At 58.6% G+C, this 24,155-nt stretch carries 19 protein-coding genes; 6 read left to right on the forward strand and 13 right to left on the reverse strand.

What is annotated here, in order from left to right; translation table 11 throughout:
- Nucleotides 1-5: 5 nt before the first annotated feature.
- On the reverse strand, nucleotides 6-1,355 hold the full coding sequence (locus DU506_RS08035; RefSeq protein WP_114486424.1) for an aminotransferase family protein: 1,350 nt from the start codon (nucleotides 1,353-1,355) through the stop codon (nucleotides 6-8).
- Nucleotides 1,356-1,485: 130 nt separating this feature from the next.
- Between DU506_RS08035 and DU506_RS08040 the strand changes: the two genes are divergently transcribed.
- On the forward strand, nucleotides 1,486-2,418 hold the full coding sequence (locus tag DU506_RS08040; RefSeq protein ID WP_114486425.1) for a LysR family transcriptional regulator: 933 nt from the start codon (nucleotides 1,486-1,488) through the stop codon (nucleotides 2,416-2,418).
- A 1-nt stretch (nucleotide 2,419) separates the two neighbouring features.
- Here DU506_RS08040 and DU506_RS08045 read toward each other — a convergent pair whose 3' ends face one another.
- From DU506_RS08045 to DU506_RS08080, 8 genes are all read right to left on the reverse strand, one after another.
- Nucleotides 2,420-3,568 (reverse strand): pyridoxal phosphate-dependent aminotransferase, encoded by a 1,149-nt coding sequence (locus DU506_RS08045; protein WP_114486426.1) that lies wholly within the window; start codon nucleotides 3,566-3,568, stop codon nucleotides 2,420-2,422.
- 58 nt (nucleotides 3,569-3,626) lie between these two features.
- Nucleotides 3,627-4,574 (reverse strand): DMT family transporter, encoded by a 948-nt coding sequence (locus DU506_RS08050; RefSeq protein ID WP_114486427.1) that lies wholly within the window; start codon nucleotides 4,572-4,574, stop codon nucleotides 3,627-3,629.
- Nucleotides 4,571-5,965 carry an FAD-binding oxidoreductase gene (locus DU506_RS08055; RefSeq protein WP_114486428.1) on the reverse strand — a complete coding sequence of 465 codons (1,395 nt, stop codon included), beginning with the start codon at nucleotides 5,963-5,965 and terminating at the stop codon, nucleotides 4,571-4,573. The genes DU506_RS08050 and DU506_RS08055 overlap by 4 nt, the downstream gene beginning before the upstream one ends.
- 14 nt (nucleotides 5,966-5,979) lie before the next feature.
- The gene (locus DU506_RS08060) at nucleotides 5,980-7,608 is read right to left on the reverse strand and encodes an ABC transporter ATP-binding protein (protein ID WP_220254321.1); all 1,629 of its coding nucleotides are present in this window, start codon (nucleotides 7,606-7,608) and stop codon (nucleotides 5,980-5,982) included.
- Nucleotides 7,609-7,622: 14 nt separating this feature from the next.
- A complete protein-coding gene (locus tag DU506_RS08065) occupies nucleotides 7,623-8,459 on the reverse strand; it encodes an ABC transporter permease (RefSeq protein WP_114486430.1) in 837 nt (278 codons plus the stop codon).
- Nucleotides 8,456-9,433: an ABC transporter permease gene (locus DU506_RS08070; protein ID WP_114486431.1), complete on the reverse strand. Its 978-nt coding sequence runs from the start codon at nucleotides 9,431-9,433 to the stop codon at nucleotides 8,456-8,458. Before DU506_RS08070 ends, DU506_RS08065 begins: the two co-directional genes overlap by 4 nt.
- A gap of 62 nt (nucleotides 9,434-9,495) precedes the next feature.
- Entirely contained in the window at nucleotides 9,496-11,049 is a 1,554-nt protein-coding gene (locus DU506_RS08075; RefSeq protein WP_114486432.1) for an ABC transporter substrate-binding protein, read from the reverse strand.
- An 87-nt stretch (nucleotides 11,050-11,136) separates the two neighbouring features.
- Nucleotides 11,137-12,402, reverse strand: coding sequence for a Zn-dependent hydrolase (locus DU506_RS08080; RefSeq protein WP_114486433.1), 1,266 nt, complete (start codon nucleotides 12,400-12,402; stop codon nucleotides 11,137-11,139).
- A 123-nt stretch (nucleotides 12,403-12,525) separates the two neighbouring features.
- Between DU506_RS08080 and DU506_RS08085 the strand changes: the two genes are divergently transcribed.
- The 5 genes from DU506_RS08085 to DU506_RS08105 all read left to right on the forward strand — a co-directional run bounded on the left by DU506_RS08085 (nucleotide 12,526) and on the right by DU506_RS08105 (nucleotide 19,729).
- Complete coding sequence (locus tag DU506_RS08085) at nucleotides 12,526-13,464, forward strand: LysR family transcriptional regulator (RefSeq protein ID WP_114486434.1); 939 nt, start codon at nucleotides 12,526-12,528, stop codon at nucleotides 13,462-13,464.
- Between the two features lie 471 nt (nucleotides 13,465-13,935).
- Nucleotides 13,936-15,306 carry an ArgE/DapE family deacylase gene (locus DU506_RS08090; RefSeq protein WP_114486435.1) on the forward strand — a complete coding sequence of 457 codons (1,371 nt, stop codon included), beginning with the start codon at nucleotides 13,936-13,938 and terminating at the stop codon, nucleotides 15,304-15,306.
- Nucleotides 15,307-15,377: 71 nt separating this feature from the next.
- Nucleotides 15,378-16,406, forward strand: a complete 1,029-nt coding sequence (locus DU506_RS08095; RefSeq protein WP_114486436.1) for a histone deacetylase family protein — start codon at nucleotides 15,378-15,380, stop codon at nucleotides 16,404-16,406.
- A 269-nt stretch (nucleotides 16,407-16,675) separates the two neighbouring features.
- Entirely contained in the window at nucleotides 16,676-18,322 is a 1,647-nt protein-coding gene (locus DU506_RS08100) for a thiamine pyrophosphate-dependent enzyme (protein WP_114486437.1), read from the forward strand.
- 33 nt (nucleotides 18,323-18,355) lie between these two features.
- Nucleotides 18,356-19,729, forward strand: a complete 1,374-nt coding sequence (locus DU506_RS08105) for an NAD-dependent succinate-semialdehyde dehydrogenase (protein ID WP_114486438.1) — start codon at nucleotides 18,356-18,358, stop codon at nucleotides 19,727-19,729.
- 84 nt (nucleotides 19,730-19,813) lie between these two features.
- Here DU506_RS08105 and DU506_RS08110 read toward each other — a convergent pair whose 3' ends face one another.
- The 4 genes from DU506_RS08110 to pdhA form a co-directional block, all read right to left on the reverse strand.
- Nucleotides 19,814-20,269, reverse strand: coding sequence for an Hsp20/alpha crystallin family protein (locus tag DU506_RS08110; protein ID WP_114486439.1), 456 nt, complete (start codon nucleotides 20,267-20,269; stop codon nucleotides 19,814-19,816).
- A 407-nt stretch (nucleotides 20,270-20,676) separates the two neighbouring features.
- Complete coding sequence (locus DU506_RS08115; protein WP_114486440.1) at nucleotides 20,677-20,919, reverse strand: acyl carrier protein; 243 nt, start codon at nucleotides 20,917-20,919, stop codon at nucleotides 20,677-20,679.
- Nucleotides 20,916-22,142 (reverse strand): dihydrolipoamide acetyltransferase family protein, encoded by a 1,227-nt coding sequence (locus DU506_RS08120; RefSeq protein ID WP_114486441.1) that lies wholly within the window; start codon nucleotides 22,140-22,142, stop codon nucleotides 20,916-20,918. Before DU506_RS08120 ends, DU506_RS08115 begins: the two co-directional genes overlap by 4 nt.
- A complete protein-coding gene (gene pdhA, locus DU506_RS22120; RefSeq protein ID WP_114486442.1) occupies nucleotides 22,139-24,151 on the reverse strand; it encodes a pyruvate dehydrogenase (acetyl-transferring) E1 component subunit alpha in 2,013 nt (670 codons plus the stop codon). The genes DU506_RS08120 and pdhA overlap by 4 nt, the downstream gene beginning before the upstream one ends.
- Between the last annotated feature and the right edge of the window lie 4 nt (nucleotides 24,152-24,155).

The following is a 24,155-nucleotide window of genomic DNA, read 5'->3' on the forward strand; positions in this document are numbered from 1 at the left end:
TCTCCCTAGACGATTGTGCGGGCGGCGGCCGGCGTGGAAAGCGCCTGCTCGAAACGCGCCATGGCGCGCTCCAAGCGTTCCAGCAAGGTCTCGATTTCATTGGCTTGAATGGTCAGCGGCGGGCAGACCAAAAAGTGATCGCCGGCTATACCATCCAGCGTGCGGCGTGGGTAGATCAGCAGACCTTCTTGCTTTGCCAGCGCAGTGATCTGAGCGAAACGGTTCTGCTCGGCAGGGAAGGGGCATCGTGAGGCGCTGTCCGCGACTAGCTCAACGCCCCATAAAAGGCCTGCGCCGCGAACATGGCCGATCCAGTCGTAGCGATCGGCCAGCGCACGAAGCCCGGCTTCCAGCTGCTCACCACGCTGACGGGTGTTTTCCAGCAGGTTGTCGCGCTGGATTGCCTTGATCACCGCAAGACCGGTGGCGCAGGCCAGGGGGTTGCCGGCATAGGTGTGACCGTGTTGGAAGCCACCGCTGGCCATCACGGACTCGACAATGTGGTTGCGGGCGAGCATGACGCCAATCGGGTAATAGCCAGCCCCCAGCCCCTTGGCGGTGACCAGAATGTCAGGCACCAATTGGTAATGTTGGCAGGCAAACCAGGTGCCTGTACGGCCCACGCCGGTGAGCACTTCATCGGCGATCAGCAGGCAACCGAATTCATCGCATAGGGTGCGAATTCCTTGCAGGTAGCGCTTGCCCAATAGCCGCGCACCGGTGCTGGCACCGCCTATCGGCTCTAGTACAAAGCCGATCAGTGATTCAGGCTCGGCGGCTTCCATGGCGGCACGAGTCTCTGCCAGTACACGGTCCACATGGGCGTCGTCATCGCTATCCTGATGGCGATAGAAATCTGGCCCCGACACCTTGATAGAGGCGTGGGTCATGCTAGTAAAAGGGGCTTCCAGGGGCTGATAGCCGGTCATGCCCAGCGCCCCCATGGTGCTGCCGTGGTAAGAGGGGCGCAGCGAAATAAACCGCTGGCGCTGGGGCTGGCCCCGGGCAACAAAATACTGGCGTGCCAGTTTGAGGGCGGATTCCACTGCCTCAGAACCGCTGGAGATGAAAAATACCTTGCCCAATTCAGCGTCAAACAGCTCGACCAGTTGATGGCCAAGCGCTAGGGCTGGGGCATTTTCAAACTGAGTACGGTAGGTGAAGGCTACCTTATCCATCTGGGCAAGCATGGCGTCACGGATATCTTGGCGGCCGTGGCCGAGGTTGCATGAGATGGCCCCGGAGCAGCCATCCAAATAATCCTTGCCCTGGGTATCCCAGATCATGACGCCATCAGCGTGGCTGACTTCCGGCAGGGCAGGACCGATCTGATAGAACAGCGGAGAGTCGGACATCAAGGTTTCCGTTTTTCGTTGTGGTAATAATCAGCGTCAACGTGAAAATAACGTTGCCTTTGCAGTCTAGGCAGCCCTGATGATATATTTCAATATATGATTGTTTATCGATTTTCAATGAGTAAAAGTCATGCCTGAAGTTACCATTAACTCCTTAAAAGCATTGGCAACGTTCAAAACGCTGTTTGAGGTAGGAAGTGCCTCAGGCACCGCACGGCTTTTAGGGATTACTCAATCAGGGGTTAGCCGCTCGCTGGCTCAGTTGGAAGAAAACCTGGGCATTCAGTTGTTTTTGCGTGAAAAGAACCGCCTGATTGCCACCCCGGAAGCGCGTGAACTGTATGACGAAATACTGCGTCTTATGGGCAATATTGAAGAGCTGCGCCATAGTGTGCTGGCACTCAAGGAGTTTGGTACGTCACGGCTACGCATTGCGGCCATTCCAGGGCTGAGTTTTGGCTTTGTGCCGCGGCTGGTGGCGATGCTGCTGGCGGAAAATACCCATGTCAGTGTCAGTCTGGACATGATGTCCAGCCATGATGTGCAAATCGCAGTGGAGTCCAGCCACGCCGATATCGGCTTTATCACCTTGCCAGCTACCTCGCCGCAGCTTTTTACCGAGACGCTGTTGACTACCGATGCCGTGTGCTTGGTGCCGGAAGCGAATCTGCTTTCCGAACGTCAGGTCGTCGATGTCAAGGAGCTGCGCGATCAGCATCTGGTAATCAGTAACCAGCCGAGTATCAGCACCAATCCCCTGCTGGAGCTGGTGACGGCTCATGGCGTTAGAATCGCCGGCAAGACCGAAGCGAATGTCGGAACAATTACTTCTCTGGTGGCGAACGAAGTGGGCATCGCCGTGATCAACCCGATCACGGCTGAAGACCAATTAACCCCTGAGGATAGGGTCAAGATACTGTCCTTTACACCGAGTATCTCATTCAGCTTTGGTTTGGTTTATCGCGCTGAGTGGCAGCAGTCCAAGGTGCTGGCATTTCTGCGTGACAGCGCCAAAACGCTGTTGGCGGATGGCTACGGTCTTGATCAAAAAATACAGCCGTGATTCACTTCTGTACCGTTTTTTTAACCTGTTGCCCTAGGGCCTGACCCTTCTGAGCTAGCGCCTGCTCTAACGTTGCCAATCTGCCCGAGACCAGTGCGTCTTCCACGGCAGTGACACGCAGTATATGCCCGAGTGCCGGGTCAGCGGGGCGCGAGATCAGCATGCCTTCTTCGAGCAGTGCTTTGTGTACCTGTTCCGCCAGTGCCGCGCTTGCCATACGCAAACTCACAAAATTGGTAGCACTAGGAAGCACATCGGCTCCCAGCCTTGAAAGATGCGCCGCCAGTCTTTCACGCCGCTCACGCACCGCGTTGACATGGGCCTGAACCTCCTCAGGATGATCGAGCACCACTTCGGCCGCCTTCTGAGTGAGCGTCGAGACTGCGTAGTGAATACGCACTTTCATCATCACCGCGAGAGTTTCCGGCTCAGCGATGGCGTAGCCCACCCGTAAACCGGCGAGACCATGGGCCTTGGAAAGAGTGCGTACGCGAATCACTCCGGGCAGTACGCGGCATCCGAATTCGCCATCGGCGTCCTCGCGGAAATCATGATAGGCCTCATCCAGCAGCAGCCAGCAGTCAGCGGGCAGATCACGGCGCAGAGCCAGCACGGCGTCATCGTCATGCAGGTGGCCGCTGGGGTTGTCTGGGTTGGCCAGATATACCAGTTTGGCGCATTCGGCATGAGCGGTGCGTGCAAGGGCAGATAAATCCGGCGCCAGCCACCCAACGTCTTCTTGATAGGCCAGCTCCACCAAGTGGCAGCCATGACCGCGGGCGAAGTAGCCAAAGGTGGGGTAGGTGCCGGCGGTGCTGATGACACAGTCGCCGGATTGCGTCAAAGCGCGTAGGGAAAGCGCTAGCAGGCTATCGGCACCGGCATCCACCAGCATCGCCTCAGGTGGAATCTGTTTTTGTTTGGCCAGCCGCGAACGAATGCCCAGCGCTTCGCTGTCACCGTAGCTGTAAACGTGGGCGGCCATGGCATCCCCGAAGTGTTCGCGCAGGGCACGGTGGGGCATATCCAGCCCTTCGTTGGAGCCCAGTTGATGGGGGATGTCGCGGTTCAGGCGGCGCTCCAACACGCGCACACCGGGGAATGGGTTGGTTGGGCCATCACCACAAAGGTGGTCGGGAAAGGTCGGCATCGTTTCCTCCTTTGGCGGCGTTTGTTCTTCGCACGCCACACGGGCAGAGTGGTTAGGGTTACTGTGTGCTGGATGCTGGGGCAGCGCGCTTGAGCATCACGATGGCCACGGCGGCTAGGGTCAGCAACAGGGCGATAAAGACTCGGGGGCTAAGCGGCTCACCCAGCAGCATGATGGCGCTCGACACTCCCACGGTGGGAATGATCAGGGTAGAAATGGTCGCCTGTGCAATTGTCAGCCGGTTAACGTTCATGAACCACAGCATCTGCGCCAGGGTGATCGAAAACAGCAGATGATAGCCAAGCGCCAGCCAGGTTGATGTCTGCCAGACTGATGGCCTGGCCATGGGTTCCAAGGCAATCATCATGATAATCATGGGAATGGCACACAGCACAAATTGCCACCCCGTGATTACCACCGCATGGCTTTCCCAGCCGCCGCGCAGCTTGATTAATACGGTGCCCAGTGCCCATGACAGCGCCGCTCCCAGCATGATCAGCGGTCCAATTAGCCCTTGTTGGCTGCCACCGCTCAGTGCCGAAGGCCCTAGCAGCACCAAAAGACCCACCTGCCCGCATGCAAGCCCCAGCCACTGGCGTTTGGTAATGCGCTGGCCGAGCAGCCACCAACCCAGCAGCAGTGCCCAACAGGGCATGCTGAACGCGATGATGGCGGCTTGCGAGGTCGGCATGTGCAGTTGGCCAAACGCGGTGGCCAAGTTGAAGCCCAGGATGGTGAACAGGCCTGTTGCCGCCAGCCAAGGCCACTCTTTTGACGAAACGGCCAGCGGCAGGCGCCGCCAACGTGCCCAGGAAAGCAGCAAGACGGCACCAGTGGTGAAGCCGATAGATCTGAGGGTAAACGGGGGGATATCAACCAGAATAAAACGCACCGCGGGCCAGTTGCCGCCCCAGAATAGCCCGATGGTAACAATCAGCAGGATGGTAGATAACTGTCCGCTATCGCGTAGCTGAGTGAAGTGTCGTTCGATCCCGGAAAAGATCATGGTGCCGCATCCGGCAGGACTTTATGGCGATTGAGCAGGGTGTGCGGGTCGAGTGCCTTTTTCAGCGTATGCATCAGGGCGATTTCCGCCGGCGTGCGCGATACATGTAAATAGCGGCGTTTATCCAGACCGATGCCGTGTTCGGCCGAAACGGAACCTCCCATTGCGGCTAGCGGCGTATAAACGAGCGTTTCTACCGCCAGCTTGGTGTCATCATCGGCGTTGCCGGTGGCGATGGTGACATGCAGGTTGCCATCACCCAGATGGCCGAAAACGACAACCCTGCCATCCGGCCAACGCTGGATTACCTGCTGCTCCAGGGTGCGAACATAGTGATCCATCTCGGGAATCGGCAAGCTAATGTCGAAGGTGAAGCGTGGGTTGAGGTGACACAGCAGGCCTTCGATATCCTCGCGGATCGCCCATAGACGCTCACGCTGATGGTTGGCACTGGCAATCACTGCATCGTTGATATGGCCGTTTTCAAAGGCGGTTTCGATGGCGGCTTCAAAACGCTGCGCCGTGGTATCTTGATCGTTGCCGAGGGTCTCGATCAGCACATAGAAAGCGGCATCGGTGGCCAAAGGCGGCGCATGGCGTCCGCTTTCTTCAGTGAGCAGCGCATAGTGGCTGTGCCACATGACTTCAAATGCCGCCAACTGATCGCCCAGCGTCTTACGCACGAACTGCAGTAACGCGGTCAGGTCGCTGAAGGTCTCGCAGGCGACCATGGCGGTTTGCATGGCCAGTTGCTGAGGCTGCAGCTTGAGCACCGCGCGGGTGACGATGCCCAGCGTGCCCTCGCTGCCGATAAACAGCTGTTTGAGGTCGTAACCGGCATTGTTCTTGAGCATATGGTTCATGGAGCTGACCCGTGTGCCATCTGCCAGCACCGCTTCCAGCCCCAGCACCTGGTCGCGCATCATGCCGTGGCGAATCACCCGTACGCCGCCTGCGTTGGTGGCGATGTTGCCACCAATCGTGCAGGAACCACGCGCCCCCAGATCCAGCGCGAATTGCATGCTAGCCTCGGCGGCCGCTTCCTGCACCCGCTGAAGCGGCGTGCCCGCTTGTACGGTCAAGGTGCTGCTGATCGGGTCGATGGCGTCGATCTGGTTCATCCGCTCCAGCGAAATCGCCAGTTCGTCAGGGCTCGCCACGCCGCCGCGTACAAGCCCCGTCAACCCACCATGAGTCACGACCGGCTGGCGAGCCCGATGGCAGGCTGCCATTACCCGAGAGAGTTGCTCGGCATCTGCTGGGCGCACAATAGCGCGTGCCCGGCAGGGTGCTGCCTGCATCCAGTCATCGCGGCGGGCGTGCACATCGTCACCCACCAGCAGGTGTTGGCCGCCGACGATAGCGATGATTTCTGTGAATAGTGCATCCATTTAAGGCCTCGCTATCATGATGCGATTTCGGTTGCTTCCGGTCGACCGGGAATCGCGTCGAGCAACTGGCGGGTATACGCCTGCTGCGGGGCAAGGAAGATATCGCGTGCGGGGCCTTGTTCGACGATACGGCCATGCTGCATCACGATAATGTGATCACATATCTGGGCGGCTACCCGCAAATCGTGAGTGATGAACAGCAGCGATAAGGAGAACTTCTGTTTGAGGTCTTCCAGCAGTTCCAGAATCTGTGCTTGAATCGAGACGTCCAGCGCGGAGACAGCTTCATCCGCGACAATCAGTTCCGGCTCCAATGCCAGCGCGCGGGCAATGCCAATACGCTGGCGCTGCCCGCCGGAAAATTCATGAGGAAAGCGATCAGCGGTGTTGGCCAGACCTACCAGTTCCAGCAAGTCATCCGCCTGTGCCAGGGCTTTCTGCTTGGGTATCCCGTTGGCAATCGGACCCTGAGCGATCGCCATGCCGACGCGCGTGCGTGGGTTGAGCGAGGCGTAGGGGTCCTGAAAAATCATCTGCACACGCTTGCGTTCGCGGCGCAGTGACTCTCCGTGGAGCGTCATGAAGTCGGTGCCGGAAAGACTCATTAAGCCGCTGTCCGGGGTTTCAAGGCGAACAATGCAACGGCCGAGGGTGGATTTTCCCGAGCCGGATTCGCCTACAATGCCGATAGTTTCTCCCTTGACCAGCGAAAACGAGACATCGTTGAGGGCGCGCACTTCACGGGCGGGCTTGAACAAGCCGCCCTTCGAGCGAAACACCTTGTTGAGGTTTTTGACATCAAGCAGCGGGGTGTCAGTTTCAGCGCCCCGTGCTTCCGGCACCACATCGCTGGGTATCGCTTCAATCAACGCGCGGGTGTACTCATGCTGCGGGTTGGCCAGTACATCGCGGGCCTCACCGAGTTCGACAATCTTGCCCTGGCGCATCACGCAAACCCGGGTCGCAATTTCAGCCACCACCCCAAAGTCGTGGGTGATAAACATCACTGCCATGCCGTGACGCTTCTGCAAGTCAATAATCAGGTCCAGAATTTGGGCCTGGGTGGTGACATCCAATGCTGTGGTCGGCTCATCAGCAATCAATAGCTCCGGCTCGAGCGCCAGCGCCATGGCAATCATCACCCGCTGGCGTTGGCCACCAGAAAGCTGGAAAGGGTAAGCGCGAATGGCTTTTTCCGGCTCTGGAAGCCCTACTTCCGTTAACAGCTCAAGGGCCTTGATGGAGCGCTCTGCGCCATTCAACTGACCGTGGGCTTCGAACACCTCGCTTATCTGGGCACCGACCCGCATCAGCGGGTTCAGCGCGGTCATCGGCTCCTGAAAGATCATGCCGATGCGTAGGCCACGCAGTTCCCTGTGCTGCTTTTCAGTGATGCTCAGCAAATCCTGGTCAGCAAAGATCGCCTTGCCGTCAACTGGGCGTACGCCCTTGGGCAGAAGGCCCATGACCGCATTGGCGGCCATGGATTTACCAGAACCGGACTCACCCACCACGCAGAGGATTTCACCGCGTTGTACATCGTAACTGAGATTTTCAACGGCATAGGCTCGGTCAGCCCCCTTGGGTAACGCAATGGTCAAGCCTTGCAAGCTCAGCAAGGGGGTATCGGTTGTATGATTCATGCTATTCCCCTCGTTCATGAGCGTTCTCGGCTGAGTTTCGGATTGAGTGCATCGTCGAGACCCTCGCCTACCAGGTTAAGGGCCAGTACGGTCAGAAGAATGGCCAGCCCCGGGAAGAAACTCAGCCACCAGGCTTGACGAATCACCGTGCGGGCAGCGCCAATCATGTAACCCCATGACATGACGTTGGGGTCGCCAAGCCCCAGAAATGAAAGGGATGATTCCAGTAGGATGGCGGTCGCCACCATTAATGACGCCATCACGATGATGGGCGACATGGCGTTAGGCAGAATCTGGCGCAGGATGATGGTGCGGTTGCTCTGACCCACCAGGCGCGCCGCCTCGACGTATTCGCGGTGGCGCAACGACATGAATTCGGCGCGCACCAGGCGGGCGACCGGCGGCCAGCTTACCAGCGCGATAGCCAGCACAATCGAGGTCACGCTGGGCTGCATGATGGCCACCAGCACAATCGCCAGCGCAAAGTTGGGAATGATCTGGAAGAACTCAGTGAAGCGCATCAAAGCGTCGTCCAGCAAGCCGCCGTAATAACCAGCGATAGCCCCCAGCGGCACGCCAATTACCAGGGCCACAAAGGTTGATACCAGCCCAATCAACAGCGACACCCAGGCGCCGTGCATGAGGCCTGCGGCGACGTTGCGGCCCATGGTGTCGGTTCCCATCGGGAAACCGTCCAGCTCCAACGGCGGCAGGAAGGGGCGCTGCACCATACGCCACGGTGATTCAGGAAACAGCAGCGGTGCGGAGATCGCCATCAGGATAATCATGGTCAGTATGATCAGTCCGACCAAGGCACCACGATTCTGGGCGAAGCGGGCAAAAAAATTCATGACGCCTCCTTGATACGTGGGTCAACCAGGCCGTAAACGAGGTCGGTAATGATGTTGAATAAAATGACCAGGGCAGCGGAGAAGAAAAAGATGCCCAACAGCAGGTTGTAATCGCGTTGCATCAGCGCCTCGAACATCAGACGACCGATGCCCGGCCAAGCGAAGACCGTTTCGGTGAGAATGGCACCGCCCACCATCTGTCCGGCTTGCAGGCCCGCCAGGGTGATGATCGGTAGCAATGCATTCCGCAGTATATGCCGGCGTTGAATCACCCCCGACGCCAAGCCTTTGGAACGCGCCGTCTTGACGTAATCCTGCTGACTGGCCTCGAGCATGGAGGTACGCGTCATGCGGGTGTAAATCGCCATGAAGAACAGAGCCAGGGTGGTGGCGGGAAGAATCAAGTGTTTGCCGATATCCAGCGCCAACGCGAAGCCGGTATATCCGGTGCCTACGGAGGCAAAGCCATAGGCGGGCAGCCAGTCGAGCTGTACCGAAAACAGAACAACCGACATCAGCGCGACCCAGAACAGCGGGGTGGCATAAAACACCAGCGCCAGTGCCATGATTACCGAGCCACTCAGTTTTTTGGCCCGTGCAGCGGCCATGGAGCCGGCCAGAATACCCAGCCCCAGCGACATTACGAATGCCGTGCCGGTCAGCAGCAGGGTAGCCGGCATGCGGTCCATGATCAGATCAAAAACCGGCATTTGCTGACGGTAGGAATAGCCAAAATCAAGCGTGGCAATGCCCGATATGTAACGCCATAGCTGGACGTAAAGTGGTTGATCCAGCCCGAACTGCTCGCGAAGCTGGCGCAGAAACTCCGGATCGGTGGCGCCGGCTTCACCGGCCATGACGGCCGCTGGATCACCGGGCGCCATTTGAATCAGGAAAAAATTGAAGATGACAATCAGAAACAGAACGATGACGGCTTTCAAAAGCCGCATGATGATCAATCTGGCATAGAGCATGCCATTACCCCCGTGGCGACATGATGCGAGAGTCGGGCGGCGAAGCGCCGCCCAACGTCGTATTACCGGTCAAGCCAGGCGTTTTTGAAGCCGTCGTTAAGGCCTATACCTGTGGTAACAAGGTTCTTCACATCACAGCTGTAGATGGTGGGAAAGCCGAGTTCGAGCAGCCAACCAACGGGTACTTCGTCGTGAAGAATTCCCTGAACCTCGTGGTAGTACTCTTCACGCTTGTCGTCGGGATACGCGGTAGCCGCCAGATCAAACAGCTCATCAACCCGCTCGTTCTCATAGCCCTCTACGTTGTTCCACGGGGATCCTTTAGCGATATTGCTGGAAATGTAGGTTCGCGAGATACCCAGTGCCGGGTCGCCGTACTGGAAGAGATAGGTAAAGGCAAGATCGTAATCCCATTCCGCTAGACGCTGGTTCCAGCCGCCCACGTCCGTGGCTTGGGTGCGTATGTTGATGCCCACTTCCTGCAAGTTCTGCTTAACAGCTTCAGCCCAACGTACCCAGGTCTCGCCGTAGGGAATCGGCAACAGACGTACCTCTTCACCGTCGTAGCCCATCTCGTCGAGCAGTTCACGGGCACGTTCCGGGTTGTGGTCATACGGTGGCAAGCTGTCATCCTGGAAGCTGGCATTGGAGCCAAATGCTGACAACGGCACCTTACCCAAACCGTTCCACAGCACATCGCGGGCAAACTCGCGATCCAGCGCGTACATCACCGCCTGACGGAAGCGCTTGTCGGCCATGGGGCCTTCGCGGTTGTTGATCCACAGCATGGCGAAGGGGCTGAAATACTCGTGGCCTTGCTCGGTGCGGCAGGTGTTATCGAGTTCGCTCAGGCGCGGTATATCGAAGTTCTCGACCGAGTTGGCCGGTAGCACATCCACCGTGCCGTTTTCGTAAGCAATCGCGCGCGACGAGGCATCCGGGATGACGTGCCAGTTGATGCCATCCAGGTACGGTAGTCCTTGCTCGTAGTAATCCTCGTTTTTCACCAGCTGGATAACGCGACCACGATCCCAGCTCTCGAACTTGAACGGACCGGTGCCGACCGGGTGATTGTTGGCTTCGTTGTCGCGGAAATCGGTGCCCTCATAGATGTGCTTAGGCATCATCGGCATGGTGCCCGCTTCAAAGGCCAGCAGGAAAGGACCGAAGGGGTTCTTGAGGGTAAAGACCACGGTGTGATCATCAGGGGCTTCGATGCTCTCCACGTGGGAAAGAATCGTGCGGGTGCGCGGGTTCATTTCACGTAGATAAACATCAGTAGAGAACACCACATCTGCAGAAGTGAATGGCTTGCCATCGTGCCAGGTCGCGTCTTCGTGAAGATTAAAGGTGTAGACCAGACCATCATCACTGACCGTCCAGTCATGGGCTAGCTGCGGCATGGGGTTGAGGTCGGTATCGTAACGCAGCAGGCTTTCATAGATATTGCCGGAGACTGTCTGGGTCGGTGCGTTTTGGTGAAGGCCCGCGATGATGCTGGGCGGTTCAGGCTGGATCACGGTGTTGATGATGCCGCCTGAGCGTGGCTCTTCAGCCCAGGCATAAGTTGCCGCTATGGAAGCAGCCGCAATGGCAAGTGTTAAGGTTTTTTTCATGGTCTTCCCCGTACTTATGAATTGTTGGTGGGAAACATGGCTCAGTGGAGCCGGGTATTAAGGCATCCCTGCCTTATATCAGTCGTCTTATCCTTTGCGGTTAGCCGCGCGTAGCAGCGCATCACACAGCACTTGTGTGGCGATGGCGCAGTGCGCGGGTTCCACATCTTCTCGCTCGTTGTGGCTGATGCCGTCTCGGCAAGGGATGAACAGCATCGCGGTGGGTGTCACGTAGCTGACATTCACCGCGTCGTGACCGGCACCGCTCATCATGCTGAAAGGCTGATGACCCAACGCCTCGGCGGCGGTGGAGAGATCCTTTACCAGCGTTTCATCAAAGCGGGTGACCGGCATATGCCAAAGCACGCTGATATTGGCGTTGACACCCTCGCGTTCGGCGGCGGCTTGCACATGGGCGCGCAGAGTGTCATCGAGTGCCTGCAGCGCACGTTCATCGGTATGGCGCACGTCCACGTGCAGGGTCACCGCGCCAGGAATCACATTGCGCGACGGCTCGGCAACCTGAAAATCACCGATAGTCAGGCGCGATGTGCCTTCGGCGTCGTCGAGCACGGTCTTGCGCATGGCTTCCACAAAGGCGGTGGCGGCCATCAGCGGGTCGTGGCGGTATTCCATCGGCGTCGGGCCAGCGTGAGCGGAATCACCAGTAAAGGTGATGTCGTACCAACGCAACCCTTGCACGCCGCTGACAATACCGACTGGCAAGTTTTTCTTCTCCAGTATCGGGCCCTGTTCGATATGCAGCTCCAGATAGGCAGCAAGCGGCAGGTCGTGGCGGGTCAGTGCGCCCCTATAGCCGGATTGATCGAGTGCTTCACCGAGGCAGATACCGTCACGGTCCTGTGCGGCGCGAAAATCCTCAAGCGATAGTCGCTCGGCGTAGACACCGCTACCGCCCATTGCTGGGGCAAAGCGGCTGCCTTCTTCATTGGTCCAGTTCACCAGCTCCAGCGGCCGCCGAGTGGTAATGCCCTGATCGTGCAGGGTGCGAAAGATTTCCAGCCCTGCCAGCACCCCCAGCACGCCATCAAAACGCCCGCCGAGCGGTTGCGTATCCAGATGGCTGCCGACAGCCACAGGGGAAAGATCGTTCTCTAGCCCGGGGCGGCGAATGAAGAGATTGCCTGCCTGATCGGTGCGCGATTCACAGCCCAGCGCATCGGTCCACTCAAGCAACTGCTGGCGACCGGCCAGATCCTCCTCGCTCAGAGTCAACCGTCGGCTGCCACCGTTGGGTGACGGCCCAATACGGGCCATTTCCATCAGCGATGACCATAAGCGTTCGCCGTCGATCTGTGGGGTAGTGGGCGGGCCAGAGCGTTGTGTGGACATGCAACTTTCTCCTTGCTGATCAATGAGTCCGGCGTTGCTGGTGATGGGCAGCTACGCCGCTTTGCTGTAATCTTCTTCAGGATTTGCCGGTGATGTTTCTGCCGCCCACGGGAGCTCCCTACGATGAGGTCTGTACATGACACCCTCGACTGGAACCTGCTGCGTACCTTTGTCAGCATTGTTCAGGAGAAAAGCATCAGCCGTGCTGCGCAGCGCCTTAATCTCTCCCAGCCCGCAGTGAGCCTGGCGTTGAAGCGGCTTGAGTCGCATCTTGGGCAGAGCCTCATTGAGCGAGGCAGCCATCGATTTCGCGTTACGGAAGCTGGAGAGCTGGTCTACCGCGATGCGCTGGAAATCTACGCCAACGTGGCGCGGCTCAGCGTCAAAGTGCGCGATAACGCCCCTGAAGTGGCTGGGCAGATCACTTTGTTTCTGGTCAGCGGTATTCAGTGCAGCTTTCTTGACGACGTGTTGAGACGCTTTCATCAGCAGCATCCACGCATCACTTGCGAGGTGACCGTGCTGTCGAGCCAGGACGTGGTTCAGTCGATGGTGCAGAAAATGGGCACGGTGGGTGTGAGCCTGCTGCCGCATCCGGTGGAAGGATTGAACAGCCAGCTTCTGGTACATCAACGCTATCGGTTCTTCTGCGGCCGGGTGCATCGTTTCTTCGGTAAGCAGAACCTGTCGCTGCAGGCGCTCAGCCACGAGCCGTTCGTCTCGTTCACCAGTGCCCAGCTGTCCGGTGCCTTGGCAGGCATTGCGCTCTTTCGCGCCAGTACAGGGCTGGTGGGGGATATGGTGGTTACGTCGAGCAGCCTGGAAGAGATCCAGCGCTTCGTGCGCAGCGGTTGGGGCATTGGTTGCCTGCCGGAACACACGGTTCAGGCGGACGTCAAGAATGGCCGGCTCTGGCCGCTTCCGCCCTATGAAGGCATTCCCAATATTGACTTGCATCTGATATGGCACCAGGACTCGCGCTTTTCCCAAGCGGAGCGCGTGTTCTTCGATTTCCTGCACCGTGCGATGGCAGAAGTGCCCATCGAGCAACGGCTGCCGTGAAGCAACCGCTTGATAAATATTCACTCGGCTCACCTGTTATCGTTTTTATGGACGTTTTTATCGACATTGCCGGCGTGTACTGTTGAGCCTTTAGTATTATTGCGGCCTTTTCTTATTATCCTTTCTTGTTGCTGGCCAGCTTGGCTGACCTGCGACGCATATTTTGAAACTTGTACCAGTCATTTTTTTTAATGTTTCTTACAAGTATCACCCGGTTTTCTATAAGACAATTTTTATATTTTTATTCTTTGTATAAATGAAATTAATACAAAGGCTCTCTTTGTTTTTCCTTGCAAACCGTATTAAAAGATGTGAAAAGTTAAAAAGAGTTGTCTTTAGCAGAGCGCTTGGCAGGCAGGTTTCTGGATTAGTTTGTTGGCGCTAACATGCAGATAAATGAAACGAAAATTTAGAAAAAGAACATTAAAAATCGGTAAGAGCAGTTTATTACAATGATAATGGAGCAATGTCATGCTGACTGATCAGGAGCAGAAAATCCTCTCCTGCTGCGATGCACTGTTCGATGAAACTCTTGAGTTAACAGAGAATTTGGTGCGAGCCTACAGCGTGCTCGGACAAGAGCAAAGTGCGCAGGCAGTGATGGATGACTGGTACCGCAAAGAAAATTTCAACGTCACCCATGTGCCGCTGACAGAGACGGCCTTGTCCTTTGGGGACGATACAGATCATTTGGAAAATACAGCCCATGTAGGCGATAAAGACCAAGCAAATAATAGCGCTGAAAACACGATTGCCAGACGGCTTAACAGGTCAAATATCTCGTCTTATAGCGCGTCTGCGTCACGCTATAACGTGATAGCAACGTTGAATGAAGGGGCAAGCGGGCCTCATCTCGTCTTCAACGGGCATCTCGATGTGGTGCCTGCCGAGCCAAATAAGCTGTGGTCGCGCCCCCCGTGGGAGCCTTGGAGAGACGAACACGGCTGGCTCTATGGCCGTGGTGCCGGTGACATGAAAGCCGGTATTGCTGCCATGTGCATGGCGGTCAAAGCGGTCAGGCAGGCAGGCGTCGAAATTTATCACCCCGTAACGCTGCAAACGGTGATCGAGGAGGAGTGCACCGGCCACGGGGCATTGGCCTGCGTGAATGCCGGTCACACCGGCGATTTTGTACTGATACCGGAGCCCTTTGGCGCCCATATCATCTCGGGGCAGGTCGGTGTGCTGTGGTTTCGTATCAACCTGAATGGCGTGCCCACTCACGTGCTGGACACAAGCGCCGGCACGAATGCAATTGAAGTTGTTATCACCTTGTTCAACGGGTTGAAAGCGCTGGAAACGGAGATCAACGCTGCGCCACGTCATCCGTTGTTCAAGGAAATCGACAAGCCCTTCAACCTTAACCTTGGCCGTATTAATGGTGGAGACTGGGCCTCCAGCGTGCCCGCTTACGCCAGCGTCGAGGGGCGTATCGGTTTCCCGCCCGGGATCGCGGTGGACGACATCAAGGCCAGGGTGAAAGCGTGTGTCGAGGATCAGGCAAGTAAGCTGGGGGCGGGTATTTCCAATCTTGAGGTGGTGTTTCACGGCTTCTGCTCAGAGGGCGTGGAAGTCGATCTGGACGATAACGGGGTACGCCTGTTGGGGCAGTGTCATCAGGACCTGACCGGCGAGGCGGTCACCACAAAACCGCTGACCTGCACCACGGATCTGCGCGCATATAAGGTTCATGGTGGCATCAATGGCACCTGTTACGGGCCGATCGCCGAAAACTTTCACGGGGTTGATGAGCGCGTTGATATCGAGTCCATCCGCCACGTGCTGAAAACCTATGCCTTGTTCCTGAGCCGTTGGGGCGCGAACGCCTCACATGACCGGTAACCTCGTCGTTGCTGGTATCCCAAAATTGCCGTCTGTTATTCTCCAGCGCCGCCGATCATAGAGGAATTGCCGTGAAGTGCTTTTACCATCCAGAACAGCAACGCCATGCGCCGCCCAGTTTTCTGCTCAGAGGCCGTCAGACCGCTTCGCCGGAAGGACCGCTGCGCGCCGAAATGCTGCTAGAAGGGCTTGGGCTGCTGGGTATCGAGACGCTGGCACCGATGGCCACGTCACAACTGCACGAACGGTTGTCGCGGGTGCATACCCCGCGCTATCTGACCTTTCTTGAAACCATTTATGAGCGCTGGGCCGCACTGCCGGATACCGCCGAGATGGTGGCGCCCAACGTGCATCCTTGTGGCCAAGGCTATCATTATCCCCGCCATCCGGTGGGGCAGGCGGGCTGGCACATGCACGATATGGCATGCCCACTGACCGCCGATACCTACGCCGGTATCATCGCTAGCGCCACCAGTGCTGAAGCCGCGACCGAGGCGGTGCTGGCAGGAGATGGACAAGCCTATGCGATGTGCCGGCCGCCGGGGCATCACGCCGGACCGGACCGCGCGGGCGGCTTCTGTTTTTTGAACAGCTCGGCGCTGGCAGCGGAAATCCTGCGTGAAAAGTACGCACGCGTGGCGATTCTAGATGTTGACCTTCACCACGGTAACGGCACACAGGATGTCTTCTACGCCCGTGGCGATGTGTGGACCGGCTCGGTGCACGCTGATACGGCGGACTTCTATCCGTTCTTCTGGGGCGGAGTGGATGAAATCGGCGAAGGCGATGGGCAGGGTGCCAACGTCAATCAGCCCTTGCCACTGGGCAGTGACGGACCGATGTTCATGCAGGCGCTGGAAAAGTTGATCGATGCCATGCAGGCGTTCAAGCCACAGGCGCTGGTGATTGCCTTGGGCCTGGACGCCCACAAGGATGACCCGCTGGCTGGGCTGGCGCTGGAAACAGAAGACTTTGGCCTGCTGGGCAAGCGTCTGGCAGAAATTCCGCTACCCACGGTAGTGGTGCAGGAAGGCGGTTACCCCACCGAGCATCTGGGCCGTAACCTTGCGGCGTTCATGGATGGCTTTATCAAGACGTAACGCTCTATCAAGGTATAACGCTTTAAAAGGTACTGGCAATCTGTCGGGCTATAACCTCGTGAAATACTCGCTTCCTGCCATCCTCATCGGAACATCAAACGAAAGCACCGCCTGACCAACAGGGTAAAAGGGCTGCGCCCCTTGCCCTGATAGACGCCCAACAGAGGTCAGAAACGACACATGACCGTTTATCCTGCGAAGAAATCAGAGTGGGGCATTACCACTGCGATTTACGCCCCTTAATCCGACAGACTGCTAGGAGTAATTCCATGAATAACAAACATGCCGGCCAGGTCATCGTTGATTCTCTATCGTTGCATGGCGTTGAACGCGTCTTTGTGGTGCCAGGAGAAAGCTACCTCGCTGTACTGGACGGTCTGCACGATTCAAGCATCGCCACCGTGGTGTGTCGTCACGAAGGCGGAGCGGCCTACATGGCCGAGGCACATGGAAAGTTCACTGGACAGCCGGGTGTTGCCATGGTGACTCGCGGTCCCGGGGCGGCCAATGCCTTTGTGGCGCTGCATACCGCTTGGCAGGATGCTGTGCCTATGGTGCTGTTCGTGGGGCTGATTCCGGTGGCTGATCGCATGCGCGAGTCTTTTCAGGAATTTGATCCTAATGCCTGGTTCGGTACCCAGTGCAAGCGGGTGTTTGTGCTCGATGAGGCCGAACGTGCCTCCGAGGTGGTGGCTGAGGCCTTTTTCGCTGCGCGCTCCGGACGTCCCGGGCCTGTAGTGGTGGGCCTGCCTGAGGATGTCATCATCCATGCGGTGAGTGGCCAGCTGCATCCAGTGCTACCGGTAGCGGAGGGTGGGATATCACTCAAGGAGCTGGAAGCGCTCAAGGCCGAGCTGTTGGCAGCCAACAAGCCACTTCTATTCATCGGAGGCCAGCGCTGGACTTTCGAAGCTGCTGCACGCCTGACGCGCTTCGCCGAGCACAACAGCATACCCGTGGTGCACGATTGGCGTGCTGCTGACCGGGTACCTTTTGATTCGCCAGTTAACTGCGGCTCGCTGGGCTACGGCCGCACCGCGATGACGCTTTCGATGTTCGAGGAAGCTGACGTGTTGGTGGCGGTGGGGACTGTGCTCAGCGACGTGACAACCGAGGGTTTCACCGCCCGTCAGGGACATGAGCGCACCAATATCCTGATCAATATCGATACCAGCCTACGTGGCCACAGCGGCGCCGTGACAAGGCATATCATCGCTAGTCCTGTGGCCTTTGCCGAATCGGTGGCTGATCTACAGCTAGGCCGTGCGGTGGCCTGGCAAGATTGGCTTGCCGAAGGGCGTGCTGCCCAAGTGGCGGCTTCTAGCCTCCCGGATCTGAGCACTCTGCCGGCGACGCGCTCTGGCACCGCCCATATGGGCGCAGTGGTGGGGGAGCTGGTCAAGCTCCTGCCTGAGGATGCCGTCTACAGCTTCGGTGCCGGCAACCACTGTGTCTGGGCACAACGTTTTCTGCCCACCCGTACCTTTCCCAGCCAGCTGAGCACCCGCAATGGCTCAATGGGCTATAGCGTGCCGGCGGCAGTGGCGGCCTCATTGGAAAGCCCCGAGCGGCTATGCGTGGTGGTGGCCGGCGATGGCGAGTTCATGATGAACGGCCAAGAGATAGCGACCGCTGTGCAGCACGGTGCGGCCATGCTGATCCTGGTGATGGATAATGGGCAATACGGCACCATTCGTTCCCACCAGGAGATGCATTTCCCTGAGCGTGTCAGTGGTACCCAGCTGGCCAATCCCGATTTCGCCAGCTTGTGCCGTGCCTATGGCGGCCATGGTGAGACGGTGGCGTCGAACGACGAAGCCGCTGGCGCCGTGGAAAGGGCGCTAGTTGCGGTTACCCAAGACTGCGTCCCCGCGTTAATCCACGTGATTACCGACCCGCAGCACGACCTGCCCTGAAGCTAGTTCAACGACAATAAAAGGAATCATGCGATGACTCAGTATGCTGTGACCAACCCAGCCACCGGAGAGGTGGAGCAGGTGTTTTCCACCGCCAGCGATGCCGAGATTCAAGAAGCCATTACCCAGGCTCATCATGCCTTCGGCGAGTGGCGCCAAAGCAGTGTGGCTGAGCGTGCCGCTCTTTTGAACCGAGTAGCGGATCTCTACGCCGAACGCCGAGAAGCGCTGGCCAGCATCATCGCCCGCGAAATGGGCAAGCCATTATTCCAGGGTGGGCTAGAGATCGACATTGTGGTGTCCATCTACCGCTACTATGCCGAGAAAGGCCCAGCCTTGCTGGAAGATGAGCCGCTGGATAAGACAGGCGGCGGTAGCGCGATGATCCGAAAAGAGGGGCTTGGAGCGCTACTGGGCATCATGCCCTGGAACTTCCCCTATTATCAGGTGGCGCGTTTTGCCGCGCCTAACCTGATGAACGGCAACACGATTGTGCTCAAACATGCACCTCAGTGCCCTGAATCCGCCGCCGCCATGGCGCAAATCTTCCGTGATGCCGGGGCGGCTGAAAACCTTTATGTGAATGTTTACGCCAGCAATGAACAGGCCGCAGATATCATTGCTGACCCACGCATACAGGGCGTCTCGCTGACAGGCTCCGAACGCGCCGGCGCGGCAGTCGCCGAAATTGCCGGCCGTCATCTCAAGAAGGTGGTGCTGGAGTTGGGTGGTTCCGATCCCTTTATCGTACTGGACGATGCTGACCTGGAGCAGGCTGTTCAGCAGGCGTTGATTGGCCGCTTCGGTAACGCCGGCCAAGCCTGCAATGCCGCCAAGCGTATCTTCATCGATCGTGCCGTGTACGATAACTTTCTGAGCGCTTTCAAATCAGCAGTAGAGAAGATCGTCGTGGGAGATCCCATGATCGAGGGTACCTTCATGGGTCCACTCTCCTCGCAGGCGGCGCTGGATACCCTGGAGGCCCAGGTGAACGATGCCGTGGCCCAAGGTGCCCAGGTGTTGAGCGGCGGCCGGCGTCTGGATGGCCCCGGTGCCTGGTATGCGCCGACCCTGCTCACCGGCGTCACGCCGGAGATGCGGGTGTTTCACGAGGAACTGTTCGGTCCGGTGGCGGTGGTATACCCCGTGGATGACGAGGAAGAGGCGCTACGTTTGGCCAACGATTCCGCCTATGGCCTGGGGGCGGTGATCCAGTCACGAGATATTGAACGTGCTAAGCGCCTAGCCGCTCGACTCGAAGCGGGCATGGTGCATATCAATGAGGGGCCGGGCTCATCCGCCGAGCTGCCCTTCGGTGGCGTGAAACGCTCCGGCTTTGGTCGCGAATTGGGCCGCGACGGCATGGAGGAGTTCGTCAACCGCAAGCTGATTCGCCTTGGCGCCTGAAACGGCACACTTGCCCTTGCTATGCGCATGCCCCGTCTGGAAAACCGGACGGGGCATCTTTTATTGAACTTCCAACTCAATCTTTTATTGAACTTCCACCTCAATAGACTTGGGTTCAGCCGGCTCCGCCTTGGTCAGTGTCAGGGACAAAACGCCATCTTTGAAATTGGCCTGGATGCTGTCTTCGTCCACGTTTTCCGGCAGGGTAAATCGGCGCAGGAAACTGCCATAAAATCGCTCAATGCGGTGGTGCTTCTTGTCGTCGGTTTCTTCCTCGTGCTTGCGCTCACCCTGAATGCTCAAAACGCCGTTCTGCACCGTGACTTTCACGTCATCCTTGGACATACCCGGTAGTTCCGCCTCGATATTGAAGGCCTCCGGGGTTTCCTTGATATCCACGGCCGGGGCCCAGTCGCTGCTGCTGAACAGGTCTTTACCTTCCCGTTCATCGTTGCTGCGAGTCAGGCCAAGTAGCCGGTTGTAACGGTTCATCAGGTCATCAAACTCACTGACCGGGTTCCAGCGGGTAATGTTAGCCATACAAAACTCCTCCTAAGAATCTAAAATCCATTGGTGGTGCCAGTTACGCTCACGGGGCAGTCTCCATACCGGTGGCACCAACCGGATGGTTCTTCGTTAATGCTTTCTAGCTTTGAGTGTAGGATCGATAGGTTATTTTTCAATCGGGGTGGTGGCGAAAAATTTCGTCGAGACTGATGAAGCGCCGAATTACCTGAAGAAAGTGTCTAAAAGGACCATGGATGGTCGTCCCTCCCGGTCTGTTTGCGAGTGTGCACCCCGGCTGAACCCGGGTAGTCCGGCATGATTGCCAACGTCACCAACAAACGGCATCAGCAGAGTTTAGCTCTAACGCTAACTGTCTCAGCTATGAAATGAAGGTCCACCCATCGGCTAACCCGCCTGCTGGGCAGTCCACTACGCGAGGCTCAAAGCTTTTTCTCCAGATAATCGAGCAGCTCGGCAATGCAGTGCATGCGGGCATAATCCTGATCCGGAATATTCACCCCCAGCCGTTTGTGCACAGCCTCCGCCAGGTTCAGCGCGTCCATCGAATCCAGGTCGTATTCGTCCTGTAGGTTGGCGTTGTCATCGAACGATGCCAAGTCTATGTCTGGTGCAATGCCGGACAGTTCTTCCAGTACCGCGTTGCGCAATTCATCCCGATTCACAGTGCCTCCGGTTGTTGTAGCCGTTGTTCAATTTCGTTGAGGAACAGGGCGCCGAGGTGTCCATCACAGACCCGATGATCCGCCGCCAGGGTGATATCCACGGACAGGCGCACGGCGACGCCGTCATCCACCGCCAGCGGGCGCCGGTGTGCGCGGCCGATACCGATCATGGCGACCTGCGGGGGGTAGATGACGCCATACACGGTGTCCACGCCGCGATCGCCGAGGGCGGTGACGGTGGCGGTGCCGCCTGCCATCTCGGAGACGCGCAGACCGCCGCCCCGGGCGCGGCGCACCAGATTGCGAAGCTGGTGCATCAGTTCCGGCAGAGTCAATGTGTCGGCATCCATAATGGCCGGGGCCACCAGGCCGCCGCCTCGCAGGTGCACGGCCATGCCCAAGTTGACCTGGGTCGCGGCAGTGAAGCCGTCGCCAGCATAGTGGCCGTTGAGCTCCGAGTAGCGGGCCAAGGCCAGGGCGGTGGCCTTCATGAATAGCGCGGATAGCAGTAGCCGATTTTCCGGTGGCTGGTGTTCATTGTAGCCGGTGAGCCATTGCTCGGCGGCGTGCAGATCCACGGTGTTGGCCAGGTAGTAATGTGGTATCTCGCGCTTGGCGCGGCTCATGGCGGCGGCAATGGCGGCGCGCATCTGCCCGCGGTCAAAGCCCGGCCCCGGCCCCGGCCGGGTGGCAGGTTTGCTGGGCTGCGCGCTTTGCAGGTCCCGGAGCACGATGGCGCCGGCGGGGCCACTGCCGCGCAGGTCAGCTAGTGCCATGCCGGCCTTCCGGGCTTTGCGGCGTGCGGCGGGGGAAGCTGGCACACGGCCTTCCGATTCGGGCTTGGCGGCGGCCGGTACCACGGCGGGTTCCTTGGCCGAGGGCTTTTTAGGCGTGGCTTTCGGTTCGGCTTCTGGTTCGGTTTTCGTTTCAGACGCCGGCTGCGTTTGCTCTTTCCCTGCGGCTTGGGGTTTCTGCTTGCCGACACGGCTGCCATCGCCGATCCGGGCCAGCGGCTCGCCCACATCCACGTCGGTATCTTCTTCGACGTACAGTTCTTCGACCACGCCGTCCTCGAACACCTCCACGTCGAGCACGGCTTTGGAAGTTTCCACCGCGGCGACAACTTGGCCTTTCTTTACCCGGTCGCCGGGTTTGACCTTCCATTCGACCAGCTTTCCGCTGTCCATGTCGGCGCCCATCGAGGGCATGCTGAAATCACTCACGGTGCTTCTCCGAGCGTGCGTTTCGCGGCGGCGACAATGTCTGCCACCCTGGGCAGGGCGGCCTGCTCCATGTGTTTCGCGTAGGGCACCGGTATCTCGGCGCTGCATACCCGGGCCGGCGGTGCGTCCAGTTCCCAGAATGCCTGCTCAGTGAGTATCGCCATCAGTTCGCCGGCCAGGCTGCCGGTTTTCCAGCCTTCGTCTACCATGACTGCGCGCCGGGTGCGGCTCACGGATTCGATCAGGGTGTCGGTGTCCAACGGTCGCAGTACGCGCAGGTCGATCACCTCCGCCTCGATGCCCTCGGCGGCCAACTGCTCGGCGGCCTCCAGCGTCTTGTACAGGCAGCCACCGTAGGTGATCAGGCTGATATCCGTTCCCGGCCGGCGAATCGCGGCTTTCTCGATATCCACGCCTTGCGCTTGTGGCGTCAGCTCGGCCTTGTGGTTGTAGAGCATCACATGCTCGAAGATCACCACCGGGTTGGGGTCCTGCAATGCCGCCCAGAGCATGTAACGGGCGTCCTCCACGGTGGCCGGCGCCAGCACCCTCAGCCCAGGCACGTGGGCATACCAGTTTTCCAGGCTGTGAGAGTGTTGTGCCGCCACCTGGCGGCCTGCGCCGGTGGCCATGCGAATCACCACGGGCACATTGAACTGGCCACCGGACATGTGCAGCAGGGCGGAGGCGCTATTCACGATCTGGTCAATGGCCAGCAGGCTGAAGTTCACCGTCATGATTTCGATCACCGGTCGCATGCCGCCCAATGCGGCGCCCAAGCCGGCCCCAGTGAAGCCGTTCTCCGCCAGCGGCGTATCGATGATGCGCTCGGCACCGAACTGCCCGAACAGGTCATGGGTGACGGCATAACAGCCACCATAGCGGCCGATGTCCTCGCCCATCAGAAAAACCCGATCATCATGTTCCAGGGCTTCCTCCAGCCCGCGGTGAAAGGCTTCGCGCAGGGTGGTTTCCGTGGCCTCGATCTCCGGCGCCGGGGGTGGGGCCAGAGGTTTTGGCAGCGGCTGAACGAGATGGTCAAACAGCGTTTTTTCTGACTCCCATTCTGCCGCTTCGGCGAACTGAACGGCTTGCTCCACTTCCTCGGCGATCTCTGCTTCCATGGTCTTGCGTTGGTCCTCATCGATCAGGTTAGCCTGGGCCATCCACTCGGCCAGCCGGTCGACGGGATCCTTCTTCTTCCACTCCTCCACCTCGGTCTGATCCCGGTAACGCTGGGGGTCGAACATGGAGTGCGCGCGGAAACGATAGGTCTCGCATTCAATCAGGCGCGGGCCCTTGCCGGCACGGGCTGCTGCCAGGGCCTTGCGCGCAGCCGCTTCCACCTGGACCACGCTCATGCCATCAAGCCGTTCGGCGGGCACCCCGATAGCCTCGGCCTTGCGGTATATCTCTGGCTGGGCGTGTTCCACCGCAATCGGCGTGCCCATGGCGTAGTAATTGTTCTCGCACACAAACACCAGCGGCAGTTGCCAGAGGGCAGCCAGGTTCAGGGATTCGTAAAAGACGCCTTCTGAGGCGGCGCCGTCGCCGAAGAAGCACACCGTGGCCCGGTTGCCGCCCTGCATCTTTTCCGCCAGCGCCAGGCCGACGGCAAGGGGGATACCACCGCCGACGATGGCATTGCCACCATAGAAGCGGGTGTCGGCATCGAAAAGATGCATGGAGCCACCCCGGCCCCTGGCGCAGCCGGAGACCTTGCCGTACATCTCCGCCATCACCTGCTGCATGGTCATGCCCTTGAGCAGGGCATGGCCATGCTCGCGGTAGGCGGCCACCACCGCTTCGTCGTCGGCGATGTTGAACATGACGCCGGCGGCCACCGCTTCCTGGCCGATGCAGACGTGTAGAAAGCCGCGGATCTTCTCCTGAGTGTACAGCTCAACGCAGCGCTCCTCGAAGCGACGCACGCGCAGCATGCCGCGCAACAGTGCCAGTGCGTGTTCCCTCGTCAGCCGAGGCTTGCCCGCAGCGGTTGCCTCATTCATCGCC

Source organism: Vreelandella rituensis, from assembly GCF_003336665.1.
Lineage (GTDB): Bacteria > Pseudomonadota > Gammaproteobacteria > Pseudomonadales > Halomonadaceae > Vreelandella > Vreelandella rituensis.